General features: G+C 65.5%; 21 protein-coding genes. 13 read left to right on the forward strand and 8 right to left on the reverse strand.

Annotated elements, in window-relative coordinates; genetic code table 11:
* The first annotated feature begins 69 nt into the window (after positions 1-69).
* Positions 70-1,374: a GTP-binding protein gene (locus E1956_RS02960; protein WP_134747246.1), complete on the forward strand. Its 1,305-nt coding sequence runs from the start codon at positions 70-72 to the stop codon at positions 1,372-1,374.
* A 114-nt stretch (positions 1,375-1,488) separates the two neighbouring features.
* On the opposite strand, the gene E1956_RS02965 is transcribed toward E1956_RS02960, so the two are convergent.
* Positions 1,489-1,767 (reverse strand): HU family DNA-binding protein, encoded by a 279-nt coding sequence (locus E1956_RS02965; RefSeq protein ID WP_006050811.1) that lies wholly within the window; start codon positions 1,765-1,767, stop codon positions 1,489-1,491.
* A 421-nt stretch (positions 1,768-2,188) separates the two neighbouring features.
* Between E1956_RS02965 and mnmC the strand changes: the two genes are divergently transcribed.
* The 7 genes from mnmC to E1956_RS03000 all read left to right on the forward strand — a co-directional run bounded on the left by mnmC (position 2,189) and on the right by E1956_RS03000 (position 12,136).
* Positions 2,189-4,234: a bifunctional tRNA (5-methylaminomethyl-2-thiouridine)(34)-methyltransferase MnmC2/FAD-dependent 5-carboxymethylaminomethyl-2-thiouridine(34) oxidoreductase MnmC1 gene (gene mnmC, locus E1956_RS02970; protein ID WP_134747248.1), complete on the forward strand. Its 2,046-nt coding sequence runs from the start codon at positions 2,189-2,191 to the stop codon at positions 4,232-4,234.
* A 1,203-nt stretch (positions 4,235-5,437) separates the two neighbouring features.
* Positions 5,438-6,643, forward strand: a complete 1,206-nt coding sequence (locus E1956_RS02975) for a cation:proton antiporter (RefSeq protein ID WP_134747250.1) — start codon at positions 5,438-5,440, stop codon at positions 6,641-6,643.
* Positions 6,644-6,741: 98 nt separating this feature from the next.
* Positions 6,742-7,857 carry a YbdK family carboxylate-amine ligase gene (locus E1956_RS02980; protein WP_134747252.1) on the forward strand — a complete coding sequence of 372 codons (1,116 nt, stop codon included), beginning with the start codon at positions 6,742-6,744 and terminating at the stop codon, positions 7,855-7,857.
* Between the two features lie 721 nt (positions 7,858-8,578).
* Entirely contained in the window at positions 8,579-9,217 is a 639-nt protein-coding gene (locus E1956_RS02985; protein ID WP_028220068.1) for a MarR family winged helix-turn-helix transcriptional regulator, read from the forward strand.
* A 223-nt stretch (positions 9,218-9,440) separates the two neighbouring features.
* Positions 9,441-10,178 (forward strand): glutamine amidotransferase, encoded by a 738-nt coding sequence (locus E1956_RS02990; protein ID WP_134747254.1) that lies wholly within the window; start codon positions 9,441-9,443, stop codon positions 10,176-10,178.
* Positions 10,179-10,371: 193 nt separating this feature from the next.
* The gene (locus E1956_RS02995) at positions 10,372-11,484 is read left to right on the forward strand and encodes an NADH:flavin oxidoreductase/NADH oxidase (protein WP_134747256.1); all 1,113 of its coding nucleotides are present in this window, start codon (positions 10,372-10,374) and stop codon (positions 11,482-11,484) included.
* Positions 11,485-11,644: 160 nt separating this feature from the next.
* Positions 11,645-12,136, forward strand: a complete 492-nt coding sequence (locus E1956_RS03000) for an SET domain-containing protein (RefSeq protein WP_134747258.1) — start codon at positions 11,645-11,647, stop codon at positions 12,134-12,136.
* 126 nt (positions 12,137-12,262) lie between these two features.
* Here E1956_RS03000 and E1956_RS03005 read toward each other — a convergent pair whose 3' ends face one another.
* Both E1956_RS03005 and E1956_RS03010 read right to left on the reverse strand, forming a co-directional pair.
* A complete protein-coding gene (locus E1956_RS03005) occupies positions 12,263-13,873 on the reverse strand; it encodes a sensor histidine kinase (protein ID WP_134747260.1) in 1,611 nt (536 codons plus the stop codon).
* A 389-nt stretch (positions 13,874-14,262) separates the two neighbouring features.
* The gene (locus E1956_RS03010) at positions 14,263-14,949 is read right to left on the reverse strand and encodes a response regulator transcription factor (RefSeq protein WP_027815974.1); all 687 of its coding nucleotides are present in this window, start codon (positions 14,947-14,949) and stop codon (positions 14,263-14,265) included.
* A 3-nt stretch (positions 14,950-14,952) separates the two neighbouring features.
* On the opposite strand from E1956_RS03010, the gene E1956_RS03015 reads away from it, so the two are divergent.
* Entirely contained in the window at positions 14,953-15,183 is a 231-nt protein-coding gene (locus tag E1956_RS03015; RefSeq protein WP_134750304.1) for a DUF3717 domain-containing protein, read from the forward strand.
* A gap of 124 nt (positions 15,184-15,307) precedes the next feature.
* Here the strand turns inward: E1956_RS03015 and E1956_RS03020 are convergent, their stop codons facing one another.
* Together E1956_RS03020 and phhA are read right to left on the reverse strand one after the other, a co-directional pair.
* Positions 15,308-15,682, reverse strand: coding sequence for a 4a-hydroxytetrahydrobiopterin dehydratase (locus E1956_RS03020; RefSeq protein ID WP_256377758.1), 375 nt, complete (start codon positions 15,680-15,682; stop codon positions 15,308-15,310).
* A 145-nt stretch (positions 15,683-15,827) separates the two neighbouring features.
* Entirely contained in the window at positions 15,828-16,736 is a 909-nt protein-coding gene (gene phhA, locus E1956_RS03025; RefSeq protein ID WP_134747265.1) for a phenylalanine 4-monooxygenase, read from the reverse strand.
* A gap of 141 nt (positions 16,737-16,877) precedes the next feature.
* Here phhA and E1956_RS03030 point away from each other — a divergent pair, with 141 nt between their 5' ends.
* Positions 16,878-17,369 (forward strand): Lrp/AsnC family transcriptional regulator, encoded by a 492-nt coding sequence (locus E1956_RS03030; protein WP_134747279.1) that lies wholly within the window; start codon positions 16,878-16,880, stop codon positions 17,367-17,369.
* 80 nt (positions 17,370-17,449) lie between these two features.
* Here E1956_RS03030 and E1956_RS03035 read toward each other — a convergent pair whose 3' ends face one another.
* Together E1956_RS03035 and E1956_RS03040 are read right to left on the reverse strand one after the other, a co-directional pair.
* Positions 17,450-17,977, reverse strand: a complete 528-nt coding sequence (locus E1956_RS03035) for a class IV adenylate cyclase (RefSeq protein WP_028220061.1) — start codon at positions 17,975-17,977, stop codon at positions 17,450-17,452.
* A 215-nt stretch (positions 17,978-18,192) separates the two neighbouring features.
* The gene (locus tag E1956_RS03040; protein WP_134747282.1) at positions 18,193-19,080 is read right to left on the reverse strand and encodes a LysR family transcriptional regulator; all 888 of its coding nucleotides are present in this window, start codon (positions 19,078-19,080) and stop codon (positions 18,193-18,195) included.
* A gap of 177 nt (positions 19,081-19,257) precedes the next feature.
* Between E1956_RS03040 and E1956_RS03045 the strand changes: the two genes are divergently transcribed.
* On the forward strand, positions 19,258-20,964 hold the full coding sequence (locus tag E1956_RS03045; RefSeq protein WP_134747285.1) for a GMC family oxidoreductase: 1,707 nt from the start codon (positions 19,258-19,260) through the stop codon (positions 20,962-20,964).
* Between the two features lie 138 nt (positions 20,965-21,102).
* Here the strand turns inward: E1956_RS03045 and E1956_RS03050 are convergent, their stop codons facing one another.
* Positions 21,103-21,345 carry a hypothetical protein gene (locus E1956_RS03050; RefSeq protein WP_134747288.1) on the reverse strand — a complete coding sequence of 81 codons (243 nt, stop codon included), beginning with the start codon at positions 21,343-21,345 and terminating at the stop codon, positions 21,103-21,105.
* Positions 21,346-21,397: 52 nt separating this feature from the next.
* Between E1956_RS03050 and E1956_RS03055 the strand changes: the two genes are divergently transcribed.
* A complete protein-coding gene (locus E1956_RS03055) occupies positions 21,398-22,177 on the forward strand; it encodes an ABC transporter ATP-binding protein (protein ID WP_028220058.1) in 780 nt (259 codons plus the stop codon).
* Positions 22,174-22,944, forward strand: coding sequence for an ABC transporter ATP-binding protein (locus tag E1956_RS03060; RefSeq protein WP_134747291.1), 771 nt, complete (start codon positions 22,174-22,176; stop codon positions 22,942-22,944). The genes E1956_RS03055 and E1956_RS03060 overlap by 4 nt, the downstream gene beginning before the upstream one ends.
* The last annotated feature ends 5 nt before the right edge of the window (positions 22,945-22,949 follow it).

Consider the following 22,949-nt stretch of genomic DNA (forward strand, 5'->3'; position numbering starts at 1 on the left):
TCCGGCATCCGCCGCACGCCTGGCCGGTCCGCGCGGCCCGACTTCCCGCCTTTCTTATCGCACATTGCAATGAATCAGCCGCCACTGCCCGTCACCGTGCTCTCCGGTTTTCTGGGCGCGGGCAAGACCACGTTGCTCAACCACGTCCTCGCCAACCGCGCCGGCCTGCGGGTGGCCGTGATCGTCAACGATCTGGCCGCCGTCAACATCGACGCCACACTCGTGCGCGACGCCGCTGCACTCTTGCACGTCGAGGAACGGCTCGTCGAGCTGTCCAACGGCTGCATCTGCTGCACGCTGCGCGACGACCTGCTCGCCGAGATCCGTCGCCTTGCCGATCCGGCGCTAGCCGGACAGCGTTTCGACGCCATCCTGATCGAGTCGACCGGCATCGCCGAGCCCATGCCTATCGCCGAAACCTTCACCTTCGCGGATGAAGACGGCGCCACGCTCGCCGACATCGCGCGCCTCGACACGATGGTGACCGTCGTGGACGCCTTCAACTTCCTGCGCGACTACGCGAGCGCCGACCCGCTCGCCGAGCGCGGCGTCGCGGCGAGCGACAACGACGACCGCACGATCGTCGAATTGCTGATCGAGCAGGTGGAGTTCTGCGACGTGCTCGTGCTGAACAAAGCCGATCTCGTGAGCGCCGACGAACTCGCGCGCCTGCAGCGCATTCTCGCGCGCATCAATCCGCGCGCCGTGCAGGTGGTGAGCCGCTTTGGCGAAGTGCCGCTTGCCGAAGTGCTCAATACGGGCCGCTTCGACTTCGACGCTGCAGCGAGCGCGCCCGGCTGGCTCGCCTCGCTGCACGAGCATGAGCATGGCGACGACGACGCCGCGCACGCGCACCACAGCGAAGCCGACGAGTACGGCATCGGCAACTTCGTCTATCGCGCGCGCAAGCCGTTCCATCCCGAGCGTCTGTGGGCGCTGCTCAACCAGGAGTGGAAGGGCGTGCTGCGCTCGAAGGGCTTCTTCTGGCTCGCCACGCGCAACGACGTGGCCGGCTCGCTCTCGCAGGCGGGCGGCGTGTGCCGCCACGGTCCGGCGGGCACCTGGTGGGCCGCGCAACCGCGCGAGGATTGGCCGCAGGACACCGAGCTGGAAAAGGAGATCGCGGCCGACTGGTTCGGCGACGCGAACGATACGCGCATCGGCGACCGGCGCCAGGAACTCGTGATGATCGGCGTCGATCTCGACCGCGAGGCGTGGCAGGCGAAGCTCGAGGCGTGCCTCGTGACCGACGCGGAATTCGCCGCGGGCCCCGACGCCTGGCAGGCGTATGCCGATCCGTTCCCGTGCTGGGATTTCGAGGACGACGATCACGACCACGGCGGCGAAGGCGAAATCGTCCATGGCCACGACTGAGTCACCATGCTGCGAATCCGTGCATCCGGATTCGCGGCCGCCCGCTGCATGCCTGAATCCGGCGGGCGAAAAAAAACCCGCCAGGGGCGGGTGTCAACTTAAAGCGGCAATGCCTTAGCGCTTGTTGACGGCGTCCTTGAACGCCTTGCCAGCCGTGAACTTGACGGTCTTGGCTGCGGGAATCTTGATGGTTTCGCCCGTCTTCGGGTTGCGGCCCGTGCGTGCCGCGCGCTTGCCCGAGCCGAAGCTGCCGAAGCCGATCAGTTGAACGGCGTCGCCCTTCGACACCGACTTCTTGATCACTTCGAGGAGCGTGTCCAGCGTCTCACCGGTTTGTGCCTTGCTAGCGCCCGTCTGTCCTGCGACGGCGTCGATCAGTTCCTGTTTATTCATTGAGATGTTCCTTTCTGTGTTTAGGTTGACACGAACAGCGCGAACGCGCCGATTATACGGTCGCGTGCCGCGCCGTCGAGCAGCATCGGATCCGGGGCACCCCGGCGATTTTCGTTGCGGCGGCCAGCTTCGCCACGACGTCCGTGCTGCCGCTTCCCTGGGCGGCGCTTGCTATGATAGCGCAGCGCAAACCCAATAACGACAAGGGTTTCGAAGATTTAGAGGGGTTCGCGCGGGTTTTACGCGCCGCTCGCGGGTTTTTGACGGGCGGCGCATGGCAAAAGCACACCGCCGTGCGCAGATTTAACCTTCCCGGCGTTGCGCAGCGCCAACGCTTTGTGCCCGCAAACCCAATGCCCACGGGGCTTTGCCGCCGCAGTTCCCGCTTCGAAACCCACCGTTTCCAGCCAACGCGCAAGTCATGACTGCCACACTGATCCCCGCCACGCTCGCCTTCCGCGAAGACGGCACGCCGTATTCGCCACGCTTTGACGACGTCTATCACAGCACTTTCGGCGCCTTCGAACAGGCCGAATACGTGTTTTTGCGCGGCAACAACCTGCCCGAACGCTGGCAGAACCGGCGCATTTTCACCGTGCTCGAGACGGGTTTCGGCATGGGTGTGAACTTCCTCGCGACGTGGGCGGCGTGGCGCAATGCGTCCGCGCGCTGCGAGCGCCTGCATTTCGTCTCGGTGGAAATGCATCCGTTTTCGCGCGACGATTTGCGCGCGGCACTCGACGCGGTGGTTGCGCACGCACCGCATTCGTCGGGCACAGAGGGCACATCAGGCACGTCGATCGCGCGTCTTGCGCACGAGCTCGTCGACGCCTGGCCGATGCTCGTGCCCGGCACGCACCGGCTCGAGTTCGAAGGCGGACGCGTCACGCTCACGCTCGCTTTTGGCGACGCGCTCGAGATGCTTCCCAAAATGTGGTTACGCGCCGATGCGATTTATCTCGACGGTTTCGCCCCGGCGAAGAATCCCGAGCTCTGGTCGCCGGCGATCTTCAAGGCGCTCGCGCGCGTCGCGGGCGAGGAGGCCACCTTCTCGACCTGGAGCAGCGCAGGAGACGTGAAGCGCGCGCTCGAGCAGAACGGCTTCGAATACCGCAAGACGACCGGCTTCGGCACGAAATGGACGATGCTGGTCGGCCGCTTTGCGCCGCGCTGGCGCGTGCGGCGCTACGAGCCGCCGCTGCCGCTAGCGCTCACCGAACGGCATGCGCTGGTGATCGGCGCGGGGCTCGCGGGTAGCGCGCTGGTCGAGCGGCTCGCGGCGCGCGGCTGGCGCGTCACGCTCGTCGAACGGCACGCGGCGCCCGCGCGCGAAGCCTCGGGCAATCCCGCGGGCGTGTTCCACCCGCTCGTCTCACGCGACGACAGCAGCGCATCGCGCATCACGCGCGCGGGGTTTCTCTACGCGCTGCGGCGCTGGGCCGCGCTCGATGGCGCGGCGCAAAGATCCGCGCATGGCGCAATCGAGGCGCCGGTGCGCTCACATGCAGGACTCCTGCATCTTGCTACGGATGACGAATCACAGGCCGTCGCTGCGGCGCTCGCATCATTTGGCTATCCCGAGGAATTCGTGCGCGGCGTCGACCGCGCAGAGGCCGAGTCGATTGCCGGCGTCGCGCTCGCGCAGGGCGGCTGGTTCTATCCGCGTGGCGGCGCGATCGATCCGGCCTCGCTGTGCCGCGCGCAAATTGCCGCGGCGTGTGCGCTCCCGGATGCGCAAGTCGACGTCCGTTACGGCGTGCAAATCGAGCGCATCGAGCGCGCGGGCGACACCTGGCAAGTCTTCGATGAAAGCGGCACGCTCGTCGCCCAAGCGGGCGTGGTGATTTTCGCCAACGCGCACGACGCCGCACGGGCCGCCGCGCTCGACTTCGCCCCCACGCGCAGCGTGCGCGGTCAGCTCACGCTGCTGGACGAGAGCCCGCTCGCGTCCCTGCGCGTACCCGTGATCGGCGACGGCTATGCGGTGCCGCTGCCCGGTGACGTGACGCTCGCGGGCGCCACCTACGAAGTCGACGACACCGATATCGCCCTGCGCGAAGCCGGGCACGTGGAGAACCTCGAGCGCGTCGCGCAGATGCTGCCGGGCCTGCAAGTCGCCGCCGCGAATGCGGCGGCCGGCGCACATCCGCGCGTCTGGCAAGGCCGCGTGGCCTTGCGCTGCGTCACGAGCGACCGTCTGCCGATGCTGGGCCAGCTCGGCGACGAGGCCGCTGCACGGCGCGACGCACAACGGCTCTCCGGCGCGTGGCCGCTCGACTTGCCGCGCGCCCAGGGGCTCTACGGCGCGTTCGCCTTCGGCTCGCGCGGGCTCGTGTGGGCCGCGCTCGGCGCCGAGCTCATCGCCTCGCAGCTCGAGGGCGAGCCGTGGCCCATCGAACGCGAGCTTGCCGAACAGGTCGATCCCGCGCGCTTCCTGCAACGCGCCTTGCGCCAGCGCAGTCTCTAGTCAGCCGCGCCAGCGGCGCCCCACGCACGCAATGCGTGCACGCCATTTTCCATACGAATACCAGCACGGTTGTCCACGCCAGCCTGTGGATAACCGCGCGGATTGCGGGCAAATCCAATGTGGACGCGATGTGGACGTAAACGGGGTAACTCGACGCCCTGGTCTCGCGGCCCAAAAGTTACTCTCCGATGCCAGCCCGACTCTCACACGCTACGCATGCGGTTGTGCGAATGCCAAGCCGATGATTCACATAGGTATACAGGGGTTATCCACAGAAAAACCCCGCCTTTGTTAACTTCTACTACGTATACATACGGTAAACCGTAAACCCGAAGCTGACGCCATCGCCGTCGGCCACAAAGGCGCCCAAGGTGCGGCTGCGCCCGCTCGAAAACCGTTCGCCACCGAACAGGCGCAACGGTCATTTTTTCCTTATCGTCGGAAAAGGTCGTCGAACACGGACGCATTTACCGGCTTTGCCAACTTTGCCGGCAGATCGGGACAACTGCAAAAAAGCTATGGCACAATCGCCGTTCTTTTCCGCGTCATGCGCCACAACAGATGGCCGACGTGTCCAAGGAACGGATGCCGCTTGTCCTGAATCTGAGTGCTCAGGAGAGTCGGCAGCGTTCGTTCACCCAACGCGGGCGCTGACAAACCACAAGAAAGCGCCCGTACCGGCTGTTCGCCGCGCGAGCGGCGCCGGTGCAGAGCTTTCCCGCTGTTGTCCGTCGTGTCTGGCCGCCACCTGATCGGGTTGCGAGCCTGGGCGCCCCGTCTGTCAGCGCTTGCAGCGTCAAGAGCGTGGCATGGCGCACGGGGCCTGGCGCCCGACGCGATAACGCGGGCGCAACCGTAGCGCGAGGCGCCTCGCGCGGTTGCGTCGCCCGCGCTGCGCCGGTCCGGCACGCGGCTTGCCTGTGTGCCGGGCGCGAGATGTCAGGTGTAGTGATGTCGAGCCGGACAGCCGGACTGTCTTCTGTGTCGACCAGCGTGGTCGCTTTGGCTGCTGGCCGGAGTGCGTGCTTCAGCACTGATTCCGGCCCCATGCAAAGCGCTTGCTCTGGTCCCATGCAGAGCTGTCGATCGGACCCGGGGCTTCGGCCCTGGACCACAGTAAGTGCTTCAGCACATGCTGCGTGTCCCGCGAAGCGCCGGGGGCCGATCCCATGCAAGATGTTCTGCCAAGGAGAAGCCATTACGATGAAGTCGGCGTTTTCGTTCTTTCCGAGCTGGCCGCTGCAGCCAGACGGCATATTCTGGGCGGGGCTCGCGCTGCTCGCCGCCGGTCTCGTCGGCGAGCTGTGTTATCGCGCCTGGCGGCTGCCGCGTATTTCGGGCTACGCGATCATCGGGCTGATTGCCGGCTCGGCGGGCTTTGGCGTGATCGGCCTGGAAACGGCCGACGCCGCGCGGCCGCTGCTCGATGTCGCGCTCGGCCTGCTGCTGTTCGAACTCGGCAGCCGGCTCGACTTGCGCTGGATCCGCCGCAACCCGTGGCTCATCCTCTCGAGCCTCGCCGAAGCCACGCTGACCTTCGTGCTCGTGCTCGTCGTGCTGCTGTTCCTCTCGGTGCCGGCGATGGTCGCCATCGTCGTGGCCTCGATCGCCATGGCGACTTCACCGGCGATGGTGATCCAGCTCAAGACCGAGCTGCGCGCCGAAGGCCAGGTCACGCAACGCCTGCTCACGCTCACAGCGCTCAACAGCATGTATGCGGTCGTGATCGAAAAGCTCGCGTCGGGATGGTTGCACCAGGAGATCTATGGCAACGTTTTCGCCACCATCCTGCAGCCGCTCTACCTGCTGGTCGGCTCGATCGTGGTCGCCTATATCCTCGCGCGTGCCTGCACCTTGTTCTACCGGCACCTGAGCCCGCAGGACGAGCATTCGTTCGTCGCGCTGTTCGGCCTCGTGCTGCTGGCGATCGCCGTGGCGCACCTGCTCAAGCTCTCGACCATCCTGAGCCTGCTGGCCGCGGGCATCATCGTGAAGAATCTCGAGGCGCGGCCGCAATTGTGGCCACAGCATTTCGGCACCGCCGGGTGGCTGCTCACCGTGATCCTGTTCGTGCTCACGATGACCACCTTCGAATGGCACGACATTCTCGTCGGCGGCGTGGCCGCGGCGGGGCTTATCGTCGCGCGGTTCGTGGCGAAACTCGTCGGTGTGCTGATCTTCGCCAGGCCGAGCGGACTCGAATGGAAGCAGGGCGTCGCGCTCGGGATTGCGCTCACGCCCATGTCCGCGCTGGCGCTCCTGCTCGTGGAGGACACCTACGATCTTTACCCGTCGTTCGATCCGCGCCTGCGCGCGATCATGATGTGCGCCATCGTCGTGCTGCAGCTGATCGGGCCGTGGCTTGTCTACCGCGCGCTTGCGCTCGTCGGCGAACGCGGCGAAAAGTGAATGCGGCGGCCCCCGGCCGCCTGGTAACACCGCCCGCCGCCCGGCGCGCCGACATGACAATCGGCATCCCGGGCGGCGCGGCCGAAAGAGGGGATGTCATGTCACTGGAAACTTTTGTCGATTCGAAGCCGTTCACGTTCGGCGTCGAACTCGAAATGCAGGTCGTCAACACGCACGATTACGATCTGACCAAGGCCGGCAGCGACCTCATGCGCCTCATCAAGGATCAGGAGATCCCGGGCAACATCACGCCCGAGATCACCGAAAGCATGATCGAGCTCTCCACGGGCATCTGCACGCACCATGAGCAGGCCGTGGCCGATCTGCGCAAGATCCGCGACGTGCTGGTCGCCGCCGCCGACCGTCTGAACGTCGGTCTGTGCGGCGGCGGCACGCATGCGTTCCAGCAGTGGAGCGACCGGCGCATCGTCGATACGCCGCGCTTTCAGTACCTTTCGGAGCTGTACGGCTACCTCGCGAAGCAGTTCACGGTGTTCGGCCAGCACGTGCATATCGGCTGTCCGGACGCCGACAGCGCGCTGTTCCTGCTGCATTCGCTCTCGCGCTTCATTCCGCACTTCATCGCGCTGTCGGCATCGTCGCCGTACGTGCAGGGCGTGGACACCGGATTTCATTCGGCACGGCTGAATTCCGTGTTCGCGTTTCCGCTGTCGGGCCGCGCGCCGTTCGTGCTCAGCTGGGAGGAGTTCAAGGAGTACTTCTCGAAGATGGTGCATACGGGCGTTGTCAACAGCATGAAAGACTTCTACTGGGACATCCGCCCGAAGCCGGGCTTCGGCACGATCGAGGTGCGCGTGATGGACACGCCGCTCTCGGTCGAGCGCGCGGCCGCGATCGCCTGCTATATCCAGACGCTCGCGCGCCATCTGCTGATCGACCGGCCGATCCAGCCGCTCGAGGACGATTACCTCGTCTACACGTTCAACCGCTTCCAGGCATGCCGTTTTGGCCTCGCCGGCACCTGCGTCGATCCGCAGACGGGCGAGCGCCGCACGATTTCCGAAGACATTCTGGCCACGCTCGACAAGATCGCGCCGCACGGCGAGGCGCTCGGCTCAACGCGCGCGCTGGCCGAAATCGGCACGATCGCGCGCGCCCAGACCAACGATGCGACCTGGTTGCGCGGTGTGGTCGCCGAGGAAAAATCGCTGCACGAGGCGGTGCGGCAACAATGTTTGCGCTGGCGCGCCTGAGCGCGCGGGCTGGCCATCCGGCCAGGGCGGCGCGGGCCCGGCCGCGGGATGAGCAGGCCAGGTGTGCCATCCGGGCAACGTCGTAACGAGGGAAAGCGCACGAAAAAAGAGGGCAGCCCGCGGGCTGCCCTTGCATTTTTAGAGCGGTTCGCGGAATCTTGTGCTGGATGAAAAAAAGATTTTTTTGTCCCAGGCAAGATACCAGGGGGTTCTTATTTTTTTGATGTTCGCGTATACAGAGTCAATCGTTGCTGGCCTGATGGACCCCATCCTGTGGGTAACCTTCAAAATGCCTGAAAACTCAATGGCCTGCGTGCGCGGCTCACGGGTAGACTTCAGTTGCGCGAGCAGAAAAAATGAGGGATAACCAGGTAACGGTGGACGCCGATATTGAGCATCATCAAGATTTAGTCCACATACCAATGGTGTACTTACCAACTGGTTATCCACAATTCGCATTGGATAAGTTAGCTGTGCGATTCGCCACTCTCGCATAGAATATCGGTTTGCTGAGCAGGCGCGAGGTTGGGAAGGACACTTTGGGCCTGCAGGCGAGACGAAATGACTGTGCGCAGCGTGCGTTTCTTGCGCCGGCGAAGCAGGAATTTTTTGAGATGGTGCGGCCGATTTCCTGGAATCGGGCGCGAACTTTCCCACAAGGCCGTCGCCCGGTGCGGCGGCTGACGATGCAGCGCAAGCTGCCAATAACCAGCGAAAGACTATGAGCGAAGGCGTATACGGAGAGCAGGCAGCCGGGCGGGTGACCCATAGCCTGTTGCGACTTAGCACGGCAATGCGGAGCCAGGCGTGGGACTGGGCCGAAGGGGCAGGACTCACGCCGACCCAGGGCGAAATTCTCGTGCTGCTGATGCAGCGCAAGGGGCCGATGCGCCTCGGCGAGATCGCCCGTGAGACGGCGCTGACTGCCGCCACGACCAGCGATGCGGTGAGCACGCTCGAAACCAAGGGTCTCGTCGAAAAGCGCCGTGCGCTCGACGACGGCCGCGCGCTCGCGGTGCGCCTCACCGCGCGTGGCCGTACGGCCGCGAAGAAGGCCGCGCAATGGCCTGACTTCCTCTCGAAGGCCGTCGGCACGCTGCGCGCCGACGAGCAGTCGGCGGTCTACCGCACGCTGCTCAAGACGGTCTACGTGCTGGAGTCGCAGGAAGCCATGCCGCAGCATCGCATGTGCCTCACCTGCTCGCACTTCGAGCCGAGCAAGAACCCGAAGAAGACGCCGCATCGCTGCGGGCTGCTGAAGATCGACATGTCCGACACCGACCTGCGTCTCGATTGCTCGGTGTACGAACAGGCCGACGCGACGACGCAGAAGAAGAACTGGAAGATCTTCGCGGCGTAATGCTCCAGCGGGTCTGGCGGCCGTTCTCGGCTGCGTGACCCGCTCGCCCGAAGGATCCGGTTCTCGTCCGGTTTGGCCGTGCACGCGGCGCGTTTGCGCCGGCGTGCTTATCGTTGCACGCACGTGCGTGCTCCAGCGTGTGCTTTTCGTGTGATTCCGGCATGCATTCCGCATGCTGCTCGCGCGAGGCGTTGCATTGTGTAGCTGACCCAGGGATTTGCCGATGAATCGCGAAGTATTGGCCATTCGCCACGTATATTTCGAGGACCTCGGCAGTTTCGAGCGCGTGCTCGGCGAGCGCGGGCGTCCGGTGCGCTATGTCGATGTCGGCTTTGCGCGCGTCGGCGCGCTCAATCCGGTTTCCGCTTCATTGATGGTGATCCTCGGCGGTCCCATCAATGCCTGCGACGATGCACGCTACCCCACTCTTGGACCCATCGCCGGGCTGATCGAAAAGCGGATCGCCGCCGGTCTGCCCACGCTCGGCATTTGTCTAGGGGCCCAGCTCATCGCGCGGGTGCTCGGTGCGCGTGTCTATGCCGCCGGGCATCAGGAAATCGGCTGGACGCCGCTCACGCTGACCGAAGCGGGCCACGCGTCGGCGCTGCGGCACGTCGATGGTGCATCCTCCTCGATGCTGCACTGGCATGGCGACACGTTCGATCTGCCGCAAGGCGCGACGCGTCTCGCGTCCACGCCGCTGTGCGAGAACCAGGCGTTCTCGTGGGGCTCGCATGTGCTCGGGCTGCAATGTCATCCCGAAGTGCGCGCCGACCGCTTCGAGCCCTGGCTGATCGGCCATGCCGCCGAGATCGACGCGGCGGGCATCGACGTCAACGCACTGCGTGCGCAGACTGCCCACCACGGTCCGCGTCTCGAAGCGCAGGCGAGCCGCATGTTCGGCGAATGGCTCGACGCCGTCGACAACGCGAATACCAGCGTACCCGCGAAGTCGCCCTGAGGCTTCGGCCTCTTCTCCCTTTTCCAGCGCGCGCACGCTGGCTGCTGCGCGTCTTGCCCATGGCGTGCTTTGCGCTCGCTTTGCAGCGGGTTTGCGGCTGTTCTACTCCTGCGTCGCGCCTGTGAGCGTTGCCAGCGCCTCTCAAAGGCGCGTGCTATTCTCGAACGCTCCCACCACCGTTCGCACTCCTCCCATGAGCAAGCTCTTCACTCCGCTCGAGCTGCGTGGCGTGACGCTCGCCAATCGCATTGTCGTATCGCCGATGTGTCAATACTCGGCGGTGCGAGGTGAGGCCACCGACTGGCACATGATCCACCTCGGCCATCTCGCGCTTTCGGGCGCGGCGATGCTGTGCATCGAAGCGACGGCTGTCGAGCCGGACGGCCGCATCACGCCCGGCGACCTCGGCCTCTGGGACGACGTGACCGAAGCCGCACTCGAACCGGTGATCGCCGCCATACGGCGCTATTCGCCGATTCGCATCGCCATGCAGATCTCGCACGCGGGACGCAAGGCGTCGAGCCACGTGCCCTGGGAGGGCGGCCAGCTGATTTCCGTGGCCGACGGCGGCTGGTTGCCGCACGCGCCCTCCGCGCTGCCGCACAAGGCCGATGAAACGCCGCCGCTTGCGCTCGATACGGCCGGCCTGAACCGCGTGCGCAATGCGTTTGCAGCGACGGCGCGACGGGCCGCGCGGCTTGGCATCGATGCGCTCGAAGTCCACGCGGCGCATGGCTATCTGCTGCATCAATTTCTCTCGCCGATCGCCAATCAACGCACCGACGAATATGGCGGCTCGCTCGAAAACCGCATGCGCTTTCCGCTCGAAGTGTTCGACGCGGTGCGCGCGGAATTTCCGGACGATCGTCCGGTTGGCGTGCGGGTATCGGCAACCGATTGGGTCGAAGGCGGCTGGACGCCCGAAGACACGGTCGTGTTCGCGCAGGCGCTCAAGGCGCGCGGGGCGGACTGGGTCGACGTGTCGTCGGGCGGTGTTTCGCCGTTGCAGAAGATTCCACTCGAGCCCGGATATCAGGTGCCGTTCGCGCGCAAGGTGAAGCAGGAGACCGGCGTGAATACGGTCGCGGTGGGTCTCATCACCGATCCATTGCAGGCCAATCAAATCCTCGAAGACGGCGAGGCCGACATGATCGCGATGGCGCGCGCGATGCTCTACGATCCGCGTTGGCCATGGCATGCCGCCGCACAACTCGGCGCGAGTGTGAACGCGCCGCCGCAGTACTGGCGCTCGCAGCCTCGCGAGCACAAGGCGCTCTTCGGCGAGACGACGCTCGGCCAGCGCTGAACCGGTAGCGCCCGCGAGTGGCGCGCGAGTTGAACGGAAGAGGGGCTAACGTGTACGATGCCGGTTGCGGTGCGCGTCTCGATTGAACGCGTGCTCATGAGCGCGGCGCCGACAAGGCGCCGCGTTTGCATCGAAAGCTGACTTCACAAGGATTCATTCAATGAGTGTACGCAGGATCGTCGTGCGCCAGTCGGGCGTACACGGCAAGGGCGTATTTGCGGCCGGAGCGATCGAGGCTGGCGAGCGCCTGATCGAATACAAGGGCGAACGCATCTCGTGGAAGGAAGCATTGCGGCGTCATCCGCATAATCCCGACGAACCGAATCACACCTTCTATTTCGCCCTCGACGACGGCGACGTGATCGACGGCAAGGTGAGCGGCAACAGTGCGCGCTGGATCAATCATTCGTGCGCGCCGAATTGCGAAGCCGAAGAGATCGACGGTCATGTGTACATTCACGCGCTGCGCGATATCGCCGAAGGCGAGGAGCTCTTTTACGACTACGGCCTCGTGATCGACGCGAAGCAGACCAAGAAGCTCAAGCGCGAATACGAATGCCGCTGCGGCGCGCGCAAGTGCCGCGGCACGATGCTCGCCCCGCCCGAGGAGGGCAAGGGCGGCAAGGCGAAGAAGGGCAAGAAAAAGAAGTGAGCATGGCGGCCGGCGGGGCCGTGCATGCGTGTTGTCATTACCGCTGAAATGAATATGGGCCGCAAAAGTTGCGGCCCATATTTTTTCTGGATGCTGGACGCTGGACGTGAAGCGAATCGCGCCGCGTCAGTTATCGACCGGCGCCTGGTGCGTTGGCTTTTTCGCGGGCCATTGGGTCGATCGTGCAGATTGTGCGTCGGGAGTCGCTTGACGATCGTCGGCGTGCGGCGCACTCATGCCCAGCGCGTGATCGCCCGCCACCGTCTCCTTCGTGCGCTTTATCTGCTTGCCGTCTTTCGCTTCGAGTGCGGGACGGTTCGTGAGTGGCACGCGCACGATGAAACGCGCACCGCCTTCCGGCGCGTCTTCGTAGTGCACGCTGCCACGATGCAGCGTCATGATGTCGTGCACGATCGCGAGGCCGAGGCCCGCGCCGCTGTCCACGCCACTCTCGGTTTGACCGTCGCCGCGGAAGAAGCGCTTGAAGAGATCGGCCTGCTGCATTTGCGGCACGCCGCGGCCGTTGTCTTCGACGACGATCTCCGCCATCGGCACGCCATCGGCGAGCGTCTCGGTCACGGTGACGGTGATGCGCCCACCCTCGACGCGCGCGGGCGGCAAATACTTCAGCGCGTTGTCGAGCAGATTGGCGATGACTTCGCGCAGCAGCACGGGGTTGCCGCGCACCATCAGCGGCGTGTCGTTCTCGGGGTCGTCGAGGCGCTGGAAGCCGAGGTCGACGTGGCTCGCGAGCGCGCGCGGCACCCACTCGGCGCCGGTCTCGAATGCCAGCGCGGCCATGTCGATGTCGACGAAGCGCGCCGCCTGCTCGCCTGGCTCGGCGCGCGCGAGCGAGAGCAGCTGATTCGACAGACGCACCGCGCGGTCGGCGGCGGCGCGCAGCTCGCGCACGGCGTCGCTGACCTTCTGCGGCTCGCGTGCGTTGACCGCTTGCTCGGCATGCAGCTTGACGGCCGTGAGCGGCGTGCGCAACTGATGCGCGGCGTCGGCGATGAATTTGCGCTGGGCGTCGAGCGCGGTCTTCAGACGCCCGAGCAGTGCGTTGAGCGCACCGGTGAGCGGACGAATCTCGACCGGCACGAAGGTCTCGTCGACGGGTTCGAGGGAGGTGTGCGTCTGTCGATTGAGCGAGTCGGCGAGATCGGTGAGCGGGTTGAGCTGCTGGTTCACCACGCGCCAGACGATCGCCCAGCCGGCGAGCAGGAGCAGCAAGAGCGGCATCATGATCGCCACGAGGAATTCGGCGGCGATGCGCGCGCGGTGATGCACGGGCTGGCCCACCTCCACGACGATGGGATTGCCTTTGGCCTGCGGCACGCGCACCTGCGCGACGCGCACGCTCACGCCCTTGTAGACGGTCTCGAACACGAACGCATAGTGCATGCGGCGCACGTTGGTGCCTTGCAGCGGCAGGTCGTGGTCGCCGGCGATTTCGGTTTCACCGTCGCTGATGCGGTAGACGAGGTGCTCGACGGGGTCGGAGAACATCGCCTGGGCGAGCGGCGGCACAGTGATGGGCGCCTCGGGACCGGCGATCTGGATCTGTTTGGAAATGGCGGTGGCGAGGTCGGCGAGCGAACGGTCGACCACGTGCTGTGTGTATTGCCACGCGAGCCAATAGGCAATCAGGCCGCTCATCAGTGCGAGCAGCGAAAGGGGAGCGGCGAGGCGCCGCAATAGCGTGCGCCGCAGGCTCGTTGCGGCCGGTAGGGACATGGTCGGTTCGGGCGATGTAGGGGTCACGGGCGCGGCGCAGCGTCTTCGGGGCTGCGTGCCGCGCGGGCTCGGACCCATTTTACGCGGGTGGACGGGCGCGCGGCAGACCGGCGCTGGCCAGGGCGTCGCCGTGGCGCTTCGAGGTGTCTTCCGGGGGGCTGTTTGTGTGGCCGTATGCGTGGCCGCGCGACGCTCAGGCGTGCTGCGAGGCTGCCTGGCGGGCGCCACGGGCTTCAGCCTGGCGCGTGGCCAGGCTGGAAGCTCGAGCGGGGCGTGTGGGAGCGCATGCGGACATGCACTCCTGATCTGGCGCCTGACGGCGCGCGAGGGGGCTTGTGCGGCCCAAGCGGCCTTGGGTGCCTTGAGGGGCCGGAGGGGCCGGAGGGGCCTTAAGCGGCCTGGCGGATTTCCTGCAGCAGATAGCCGAAGCCACGCACCGTGACGATCTCGACACGGCAGTTCTCGAGCTTCTTGCGCACGCGGTGCACGTAGACTTCGATCGCGGTGTCGCCGAGATCGCCGCCGAAGTGCGTGAGGTGGTCCTGCAGTTGTGCCTTGCTCACGACGCGGCCATGACGCAGCAGCAGCATTTCGAGCACAGCGAACTCGCGCGGCGAAAGCTCGAGCGGCTTGTCGTCGTTGAAGATGCGGCGGTCGACGCCCGACAGGCGCACGCCGCCGAGCGAGACTTCGGGACGCGGCACGTCGCCGTGCGGGCCGCTGCGGCGCATCACGGCGCGAATACGCGCTTCGAGCTCGGCCGGTTCGAACGGCTTGAGCATGTAGTCGTCGGCGCCCGAATTGAGGCCCTGGACGCGGTCGTTCAGTTCGTCACGTGCGGTGAGCACGATGACGGGCGTGTGCCGGTTGCTCTGACGAAAGCGCGAGAGCAGCGTCATGCCGTCGATGCCGGGCAGGCCGAGGTCGAGAATCACGAGCTCATGCCGGTTCTGCGTCAGTGCCTGTTCGGCGAAGATGCCGTCGTGGACCATGTCGACCGTGAAGCCGGCTTGTTCGAGGCTGGACTGGATGCCGCGTGCGATGGGGCGGTCGTCTTCGATCAGAAGGAGTCGCATGGAATTCGCTCAAGTACAAATGGGTTTAGCAGTCAGGCATGCGCGATCAACTTCTGGCGCAACCGCTCGCCCTCGAGTGGCGATGAACTTGCGTTGTGCCAGGAGACGCGCTCCAGGCCCTATGCGCTGCTGATTGTACAGCGTCAGAACGTCATCTCACCGGAACGTTTGGACCCCATTGAAAGGGCTGCCTGGGAGTCTTACGTATCCTTCAAGAATGGCCTTCAAAGCTGAAGGTTTGGACGCCTGATACCCTGCATTATGCTTTCATTGCAGCGCGTTTGCGTGCTGCGCGCCGTACGGGCTTCTACCTGGCGCACGACGCACGATGCACGCAAAGCGCTTGCACGTTTTTTATTCAGGCAGAGGCCGTGAGCGGGCCGGGCGCGATCGAGTCGATGAAGCGCGCGAGTTCGATGTCGCGCGCCGTGAGGCCGTCGGCCTCATGGGTCGAAAGGGTGATTTCCACGCGGTTGTAGACGTTGAACCACTCGGGATGGTGGTTCATTTCCTGCGCCTTGATCGCCACGCGCGTCATGAAGCCGAAGGCTTCGTTGAAATCGGCGAAACGGAAATGGCGCTGAATGGCGTCGCGGCCCGCGACGGCGTCCCAGCCGCGCAGTTCGGCGAGTTGCGTGGCGCGCTCTTCGGATGTGAGTCGGTTGATCATCGTGGCACCTGTATGCGTTATGTCTGTTTCGGGCCCGGCAAACGCGCCAGGCCGATGAGCCATTTTTTCACGGATGTGCGCCACGCGCGAGCGCACCCGGCGGCGCTGCGGCAATTCGCGGCCGGCGGTCGGTCAGGTCGCTGGCGTGGCGCGTGCATGGCGTACGGGAAGCGCCGCCGGCCGTGCTGAGGCTCGCGGCGCCCGCCGCTCAGACGTCGCCGCCTTCGAGCCAGCCTTCGCCTGTGCCGCGGGTGTACACCGTGTCGCTATCCAGCACGTCGCCGGCGGTGTAGGGCTCCACCGCGATGAGCGGCGCGGGATCGGCGAGATGCGCGGCCATGCCGGCGCCAAGCGCGTCGAACAACTGCGCGAACGAGTCGATCACGAAGTAGGTCTTCTGGAACGTGTCGATGCGATAACGCGTGCGCAGCACGCGCTCGAGGTCGAAGGCCAGCCGGTTGGGCGCGGCGCTTTCCACGCTATAGAGCGACTCGCCCTTGCTCGACACGATGCCCGCGCCATAGATCTTCACGCCTTGTGTCGTGCTTGTATCGCCGCTTGTGTCACGCATCAGGCCGAATTCCACCGTGTACCAGTAGAGGCGCGCGAGCAGCGGCAGCGCGCGTTCGTCCACGGCAAGCGCGGCACGGCCGTAGGCGTGGATCGCATCGGCGAACACGGGGTCGGTGAGGAGCGGCACGTGGCCGAACAGGTCGTGAAAGCAGTCCGGCTCCTGCAGGTAATCGAGCTGATCGGGACGGCGCATCCACCACGTCACCGGAAAGCGGCGGTGAGCCAGGTGCTCGAAGAAGATGCGATCGGGCACGAGCCCCGGCACCGCCACGATGCGCCAGCCCGTGGCGGCCATCAGGCGCTCGCTCACGGCCTCGAAGTCGGGCACGTGCGCGACGTTCAGCCCGATCCGCTGCGCGCCTTCGATGAACGCCTCGCACGCGCGGCCTTCGAGCAGCGCCATCTGTCGCCGGTAGAGCTGGTCCCAGACCGCGTGATCGACCGCGCCATAGCGCTCGAGCGGCTGGTCGATGGTGAAGTCAGGGCGGGTTTCCAGGCCCGCGTCGAACTGCTCCTGCAGTTTCGCGGTGGCGGCGATGGCCATGTTCGTAACGCTCCAATAAAAGCACTTGCTGATACGCAAGTCTAGAGCGGTTCGAGCGCGGGATGCGCGCATTCTGGGTGGATATTGGCTTGTGTATGCAATAATCGAGCATCAATAAGTCAATCAATGCAGGATTTTTTCATGCTCGAACTCGATCACTTCGATCTCGCGCTGCTCGACGTTTTGCAGCGCTTCGGCCGCGCCACGCATCAGCAACTCGGCGAGCAGGTGCCGCTCTCGCCCTCGCAGATCGGCAGGCGGTTGCAGCGGCTGGAGGCTTCGGGCGTGATCGACGGCTATCGCGTCGTGCTGCGGCCCGAAAAGCTCGGCCTTGGCGTGACCGCGTTCACGAGCCTGAAATTGAAGCACCACGGGGATTCGATCATCGAGCAATTCCAGCAGCAGATCGACGTGCTGCCGGAAGTGCTCGAATGCCATGCCGTGGTGGGCGACGCCGACTATCTGCTGCGTATCGTGGCGCCGGATCTGAACGCGCTGTCGTCGTTCGTGATGAAGAAACTGATGCGGGTGCCCGGCGTGGACAGCGTGCGCTCGAACATCGTGCTCACGACCTTCAAGCGCAACGGCCCGCTGCCGCTCGGGCATCTGGAGCCGGGTGCGCCGGCGCCTTGATGCAAGCGCGGTGCGCCGCCGGGTGCCCCTGGGTCTCGTGAACGAGATCTGGTCACCGTCAGCGGGCGCTCATCGGATACTCAAGCCGCGGCGGCCGGCGTGTTGAGCAAATCGACGTAGGCTACGGCCACCAGATCGCTCTCATCCACGCCGAGCTGCCGGAACATGGCGTGCGCTTCGGCTTCGCCGCCTTGTTCGTCGTCCTCGGGCCCGAGCACCACTTCGAGCTCGACGAAGTCACCCAGCCCGTCCACGCGATCCAGATGGATGCGCGTGCGGCCGGCCAGATATACGTGGCGTTCCTTCGAGACGATGCCGCGCGTCGTGAGCGCCGTGGCGAGCAGCGAATGCATCGCCTCGGCATTGGTGACGGGACTGCGCGTGTAGTACGAGGCCTTCGGGCCGTCGCGGTCGTCGCGCTGGTAGAAGATCAGCTCGGGCGGCGTGCCGTCGTCGAACTGGCGCAGCTTCAGGCGTCCGCGCGGCACGTCGTAGAAGAAGTCCTGCTGGCGAAAGATCAGCGGTGCATCGGATGCGAGCTGGGCGGCACGCTCGCGCAGGGCGTCGAAATGACGGGCGCGGGCTTTGATTTCGATGTTGCGGGCCATGCAAGGCTCCTGTGGAACGGGGGAACGATAGGCGGGGGCGCGGAACGCTCCGCGCCTGGATGCCTGTGCTCGCATGAGTCAGGCGTGTGAAAAACGCGGAGCGAATAGCGAATCTAGCAAAACTTGTGTGACCGCGCTGTTACACCGACGAACAGCGCGCGTCGCGATAGATCAGACAAACACTGCGCCATGCGCCGCGCGTTCATGAGCGCGGCTCATATCGCCCACTGCGTCTCGATGACCTTGAGTGCAGCCGCGATGGTGGGCTCGTCGCGCCGCGCGGCCAGCGTGATGAAGGTGAGCTCGGTGGGCACCGTCACGCCTTCGACGATGGTGAGCGCATGGGCATGCGCCTCGGCGAGCGCGGTCGCGTCGCGCGCGAGCGAGAGACCCACGCCCGATTTCACGAGGTCGATCATCGAGGGCTCCTGGTCCACCTCGGCGACTTTCACGGGCTTCGCGTGCGCGGCTTCGAAGCGCACCGAGAGCAGCCGGTTGTGCGCCGATGCGGGCGGCGTCCAGATCCATGGCAGCGCTGCGAGCGCGCGCCAGTCGTGCGCACCCTTGACGCGGTCCTTCCAGCCGGCGGGCGCGAGCACGCGGTATTGAAAGCGCGTGAGCGTGATCGTGTGGAAGATGTCGGGGTCGGGGCTGGGCTGGCCGATGTAATAGCCCACGTCCAGTTCGCGCGCGCGCACCTGGTCGAGCACCCAGCCCGACATGCCGTGACGCAGTGCCGTCTCGATCTGCGGCCAGGTTTCCACGAGCTGATGCAGGAAGCCGCCGAGCCGCAGAAACGTGGGGTCGAGAATGGTGCCGATGCGCAGCCGCCCGCGCACCTCGTGGCGCAGCGCGGCGGCGGCGCGTTGCACGTCGCCGGCGGCGGTGAGCGCGCGCTCGGCGTGCGGCAGCAGCGCCTGTCCGTCGCGCGTGAGCACGAGGCCATGCGAGGTGCGGGTGAACAGCGTGACGCCCAGTGTCTCCTGCAGGTGCTTGATCTGCAGGCTCACGGCCGGCTGCGTCAGATGCAGGTGCGTTGCCGCGCGCGTGAGATTGCCCTCGCGCGCGACCGTCACGAACGCGCGTAACAAGGTCAGGTCCATGCGCTGATATTAACGCGCCTTATATCTCAGTTGAGGATTAATCATTGGATCGACGATACCTCGCGCGATTACGCTAATCGGTATCCATCGAGCGTTCGTTGTCTGTCGTTGCGCATGGCAACACGCAAAACAAGCATAAGCGCGGCATAAGCCGCCATGGCTCACAGGAGACACATCATGCCCGCACTGAGCGATGCATCGGCAGGGCGCCGCCTCGAAGGCGAATTCGACTACGTGATCGTCGGCGCCGGCACGGCGGGCTGCGTCCTCGCCAACCGCCTGACGCAAGACCCCGACGTCTCTGTTCTGTTGATCGAAGCGGGCGGCAAGGACGACTATCACTGGATCCACATTCCGGTCGGCTACCTGTATTGCATCGGCAATCCGCGCACGGACTGGCTGTACAAGACCGCGGCGGAGAAGGGCCTCAATGGCCGCGCGCTCTCGTATCCGCGCGGGCGCGTGCTCGGTGGATCGTCGTCGATCAACGGCATGATTTATATGCGCGGCCAGCGCGAAGACTACGACGCGTGGGCGCGTGTGACCGGCGACTCGGGCTGGTCGTGGGATGCGGTGCTGCCCGTGTTCCGCGGCAGCGAGGACTATCACGGCGGCGCGAACGCGTATCACGGCGCGGGCGGTGAATGGCGCGTCGAGAAACAGCGCCTGAAGTGGAAGATTCTCGAATCGTTCGCGCGGGCCGCCCAGGAACAGGGCATTCCCGCCACCGACGATTTCAATCGCGGCGACAGCGGCGGCCCGAACGGCGGCGTGGGCTACTTCGACGTGAACCAGAAGCGCGGCATACGCTGGAATACGTCGAAGGCGTTTTTGCGCGCCGCCATGAAACGGCCCAATCTCACTGTCGTCACGGGGGCGCTCACCGAGCGTGTGATCTTCGAGGGCACGCGCTGCGTGGGCGTGGAATATCGCGGCGACGTTGCGTATGTCGCGCGGGCGCGCTGCGAAGTCATCCTGAGCGCGGGCGCGGTGAACTCGCCGCAACTGCTCGAGCGCTCCGGCGTCGGCGATGCCGCGCGGCTTGCGCGGCTCGGTGTCGGTGTCGTGCAGGACTTGCGCGGCGTGGGCGAGAACCTCCAGGACCATCTGCAACTGCGCATGGCGTTTCGCGTGAACGGCGTGCGCACGCTCAACACGGCTTCCGCGCACTGGTGGGGCAAGCTGATGATTGGGATGGAGTACGCGCTGTTTCAGAGCGGCCCGATGTCGATGGCGCCTTCGCAACTCGGCGCGTTCGCCAAATCGGATGCGAATATGGCGCGCCCCGACTTGCAGTATCACGTGCAGCCGCTCTCGCTCGATCGCTTCGGCGAGCCGCTGCATCGCTTCAACGCATTCACGGCGTCGGTCTGCAATCTGCGGCCCACGTCGCGCGGCAGCATTCATGCGGTGTCGGCCGACCCCAAGGACGCGCCCGTGATTGCGCCGAACTATCTGTCGACCGAGGAGGACTTGCGCGTGGCCGCCAATGCCATGCGTCTCACGCGGCGCATTGCGGCTTCGCCCGCGCTCGCGCGCTATCGGCCCGAAGAGATTTTGCCGGGGCCCGCTTTCGAGAGCGAGGCGCAGTTGCGCGAGGCGGCCGGCAACGTGGGCACGACGATCTTCCATCCGGTGGGCACCTGCCGCATGGGCCGCGCCGACGATGCCGACGCCGTGGTCGATGCGCGTCTGCGCGTGCGCGGCGTGCAGGGTTTGCGTGTCGTGGACGCATCGGTGATGCCGTTCATCACCTCGGGCAACACCAATTCGCCCACGCTGATGATCGCCGAGCGCGCCGCACAGATGCTGCGCGAAGACCGTCGTGCGGGCGCGTCCACGAACGTGCGCAACGATGCCGCGGCATCGGCGACGCCTGCGTGAAGCGCACGCTTAACATCGGAGACCGGCACGTGAGCGAGCCAGGCGAGCATCGGACCTGAGCAGGATCGGGGCGCCGTCATTCACAACGGGCCTCAACAGGACGCGCGTTTCTGACCAGTATCCAGGACATGCGCCGCGTTAGCGGCGCATGCGCATGCGCACGTTTTGCGTGAAATTGTGATGCGTCGAACGCGTCGTCATCGCGGCGTCATCATGCTGCCATTTGTCGTCAAATAACGCGTCGTAGGCGCGTGGATATTGCCTCTCACCCGTAAGTGCAAATCCCAATGATTGCGCTGCATCATTGGCGAGACAATGGCGCGGAATGACAGAGCGGGCAAGCGCGCGCCCAAACATGGCGCGCCGTGCAAAGTCGTGCACAGCCCTGCACGAACGATCGAAGTGTTACGCCTTACTTCGCGTGGAAGGGGACATGATTCTCGGCGACACGATTCTGGAGACACGCGGCCTCACGAAACAGTTCAAGGGTTTCACGGCCGTCAACGGGGTGAACCTGCGCGTATGCCGCGGTTCGATTCACGCGCTCATTGGACCGAATGGCGCGGGCAAGACCACATGCTTCAATCTCCTAACCAAATTTCTCGTCCCGAGTGCGGGGCGCATTGTCTTTAACGGCATCGACATCACGCATGAGCGGCCCGCGCAGATCGCGCGGCGCGGCATTATCCGCTCGTTTCAGATTTCGGCGGTGTTTCCGCATTTGAGCGCGTTGCAGAACGTGCGCATCGGCCTGCAACGCCAGCTCGGCACCGCGTATCACTTCTGGAAGAGCGAGCGCTCGCTCGCCGAGCTCAACGACCGCGCCATGGACCTGCTCACCCAGGTGGGCCTCACCGATTTCGCCGACGTGCCGACCGTCGAGCTTGCCTATGGGCGCAAGCGCGCGCTCGAGATCGCGACGACGCTCGCCATGGAGCCCGAGCTCATGCTGCTCGACGAGCCGACGCAGGGCATGGGCCACGAGGACGTGGACCGCGTCACCGCGCTCATCAAGAAAGTGTCGAGCGGCCGCACGATCCTGATGGTCGAGCACAACATGAACGTGATCGCCGGCATTTCCGACACCATCACGGTCCTGCAGCGCGGCGAGGTGCTGGCCGAGGGCAGCTACGCGGAAGTGTCGAAGAACCCGCTCGTGGCCGAAGCCTATATGGGCAGCGCCGATGCGGCGCTCGCGGGGGCGCACGCATGAGCACTGTGACGGAGCGGGGGAACGAAGCGGCAGCCGATGCCGCGCCGGGCGAGAGCGCGCTCGAAATCGCGGGCCTGCAGACGTGGTACGGCGAGTCGCATATCCTGCATGGCGTCGATTTGTCCGTGAAGCGCGGCGAAGTCGTCACGCTGCTCGGACGCAACGGCGCGGGGCGCACCACCACGCTGCGCGCGATCATGGGCCTCACGGGCCGGCGCACGGGTTCGATCCGCATTGGCGGGCGCGAGACGATCCAGATGCCGACCTATCGCATCGCGCATTGCGGAGTGGGGTATTGCCCCGAGGAGCGCGGCATCTTCGCGAGCCTTTCATGCGAGGAAAACCTGCTGCTGCCGCCGGCGATCGGCATGAAGGGCACAAAAGGCGCGGGGGGGATGTCGCTCGACGAGATCTACGCGATGTTTCCGAATCTCGCGGAGCGCCGCAACAGCCAGGGCACGCGGCTCTCGGGCGGCGAGCAGCAGATGCTCGCCGTGGCGCGCATCCTGCGCACGGGCGCGAACCTGCTGCTGCTCGACGAGATCTCCGAAGGCCTCGCGCCGGTGATCGTGCAGACGCTCGCCCGCATGATCCTCACGCTGAAGTCGCGCGGCTACACGATCGTGATGGTCGAGCAGAACTTCCGCTTCGCGGCGCCGCTCGCCGACCGCTTCTATGTGATGGAGCACGGGCGCATCGTCGAGCGCTTCGGCATTGCCGAGCTCGAAGGCAAGATGCCGGTGCTGCACGACCTCCTCGGCGTCTAGATTTC

This window comes from Paraburkholderia pallida (assembly GCF_004524855.1).
Lineage (GTDB): Bacteria > Pseudomonadota > Gammaproteobacteria > Burkholderiales > Burkholderiaceae > Paraburkholderia > Paraburkholderia oxyphila.